Genomic DNA, 2,786 nt, shown 5'->3' with positions numbered 1-2,786 from the left:
CCACGAACGCGAGGCGATCGTGCCGTCGCTGTCGGTGGAGCTGTCGGTGAAGTTCGCGGTGAGGCCGCTCGTCGTGAAGCTGAAGTTCGCGACCGGCGGCGTGTTGGTCGGCGAGCTGACCGACACGGAGGTCGTCTTCGTATTGGTCGCGCCGCCGTTGTCGGTGACCGTGAGCGACACGCTGTAGGTGCCCGCGCTCGCATAGGTGTGGCTCGGGTTCGTCGCGGTCGAGGTGCCACCGTCGCCGAAGTTCCACGCGCGCGAGGCGATCGTGCCGTCGCTGTCGGTCGAGCTGTCGGTGAAGTTCGCGGTGAGGCCGCTGGTCGTCACGCCGAAGTTCGCGGCTGGCGGGTTGTTCGTCGTCGTCGCGCCGGTGAAGTTCTTGCCGGTGACGTTCGCACCGTTGATCGTCACGCTGCTGCTGGACGGCGAGAACGTGTAGCCGGTCAGGCTCGGCGTCAACGTATAGGTGCCGTTGGCGAGGCTGCCGAGGGTGTACGCGCCGCTCGAATTCGTCGTCGTGCTTGCGGCGCCGGTGCTGATCGTGACACCCGCGATGCCGACGCCGGTGCTCGTCGTCACCGTGCCCGACACCGACCAAGTGCTCGGCGCGGCGCCGCAATCGTTGAACTTGAAGTCCTGGATGCGCGTGTTCCAGCTGCCCGACGGACGGTACATGCCGACCATCCAGAACGTGCAGTCGTCGCTCGGGTCGACCGCCATCTGGTAGTAGTCGCCCCAGCGGCCGGAGGTTTCAGCGGCGGCGCCGGCGGCGACGGTGTTCTCGCCGAGCGTCATCACGCCCGCGGCATCGGACGCCTTGCGGCCGGTGTAGCCGAGTGTCGCGTAGATCGTCGGCGAGCTCGTCTTCGTGACGTTGTAGCCGAGGCCGATGTTGCCCTTGTTGTCGGTCGCGATCGAACCCTCGAGGTGGTGCGTGCTGGTGTCGCCGGGGCCGAACGTGCCTTCCTGCTGCAGGGTCCAGTTGCCGCCGCCGGTGCGACGCAGCTCGAACCAGCGGATGCCCGCGTTGACGGTGGTACCGCTGCGCGCGGAGTTCATGTTGGTCGCGAACTGGCCCACGATCGACTCGTAGGTGCCGAGATTGCGATAGACGAGCGAATTGAGGATGACTTCGCGTATCGGGTCGAGGCGCGAGGTCGAGCCGGGTTGCGGCACCGTCGCGAACGTCGAGTAGTCACGAAACCAGCTGTTGAATTCGCTGATCGTGATGCGCGGCAGCGTCGTGATCCCGCTGTTGGCCGGTGTCGTCCAGTCGACGTTGATCGAATACAGGTCGATGAAATCGTGCGAGGTGTCGGCCGACGAACCGGCATGCGCCTCGTCGTCGTTGTGGCGCGCGAGGATCTGCCGAGTGCTCGACGGCGGCGCATGCGCGCTGTCGCCCATGAACGTCGCCGGCGTCAGCGCCTGGAAGCCGTAGCCGGCGAGCTTGGGCACGCTCGCGAAACGCTGCTGCGCGCGCGCGGTCGCGCCGTTGAGCATGTTCGCGCGGTCGTAGGCGTACGCGGTCACGTTGGCCGCGCCTTCGTTGTCGGTGCAGACGTAGGCATTGGTCCAGACGCCGCAATGCGGGTAGTCGTTCTGCGTCGGCGTCGAGAAACCGTAGAACCACCAGCCGCCCGACACCGGGTTTTCGGTCTTGGAGATGTAGATGCACATCTTCGGCGCCGACGAGGTGCCGCCCATTTCGAGCAGGAACCAGCGGTTGGCGAGGCGATCGAACAGCACGATCGGATCGCTCACCGAGGTGCGGCAGCCGTCGCCGGACGGCGCGAGCGAGGAGAACGTGGTCGGTCCGGCGAGCTTGGTGCCGCTCTTGTCGTAGACGGTGAAGTTGGTGCCGCTGCTGCCGTTGATGCCGTAGACGATGTAGTTGGCGCTGACGTCGACGACCGGGTCGCCCGGCGACACGCCGGTCGAGCCATTGTTGATGCTCACGCGGCCCCGGGCTCCCGCCCGCACCGCCGATGGCGGCGCGTTGTCGTCCCAGAGCTTCTGCAGTTCGGGCAGGCGGTCGGGTGCGGCTTCCATCCAGTCCGGCGCGGCGGGATCGAGCTTGCCGAGCGGGAAGAACTGGCGCTTGTGCGCTTCCTTGATCGGCATGCCGGGCTGCCATTGCGGCACGACCGGCAGCGTGCGCAGGTCGACGTCGATGCCGATCGGCGTGACCGGTTCGCCGAGTTCGACGCGCGCAGCGCCGGAAGGGGCGGCCTGCCCCGCGCCGCAGGCGAGCACCGACAGTGCCGCACCCATGAGGACGCTTCTCAAGCGGTTCATTCGGATTCCTCCAGCAGAAGGTTGGCTGTCTGACCGTTGCCGACGTCCATCGGACACGGCGCCCGCAGGCGCGCGTCAGTCGCTGTCGTTGTCCTCGTACTCCTGCTCCGCGGGCGGGCCGCCCAGCGGGGTGAATGCACTGCGCCGCAGCAGGCGGATCTCGCCGCGCCGGCTCTCCAGCGTGATGCGCGCGCGGTCCGCGCCGACGACGGCGCGCGCGCGTTTGTTCGGTTCCTGCCCGGCGAGGCGCTCCACCTCGAGCGAAAACTCGGTCGCGAAGACGCCGGAGGTGGCGAGCTCGAGCGCCGCGTCGAGGTGGTCGTCGATCGCCAGCACGATGTTGCCGGTGGTCGTGGCCAGGCGCTGCTGCGACGCCTGCGGTGCGCCGTTGAACGACGCCTCGATGGTCCCGGCGCCGGTCTGCGCGTGCACGCGGCCCTGCGTGCCGCGGATCGCGATCGCGCCGGAGACGCTCTGCAGGTCGA

Annotated in this window: 2 protein-coding genes; both read right to left on the bottom strand. The window is 68.1% G+C overall.

Features of this window, described 5'->3' with window-relative positions; genetic code table 11:
* The coding region (locus ACTHK2_RS11695; RefSeq protein ID WP_440245891.1) for a PKD domain-containing protein at nt 1–2,301 on the bottom strand (2,301 nt) is incomplete at its 3' end.
* 75 nt (nt 2,302–2,376) lie between these two features.
* Nucleotides 2,377–2,786, bottom strand: a 410-nt coding sequence (locus ACTHK2_RS11690; RefSeq protein ID WP_440245890.1) for a hypothetical protein, incomplete at its 5' end; no start/stop codon positions are given.

It is taken from the genome of Dokdonella sp., assembly GCF_051958935.1.
Lineage (GTDB): Bacteria > Pseudomonadota > Gammaproteobacteria > Xanthomonadales > Rhodanobacteraceae > Dokdonella_A.
The sequence above is the reverse complement of the archived record's forward strand: the minus strand, read 5'-3'. Positions and strand labels throughout refer to the sequence as shown.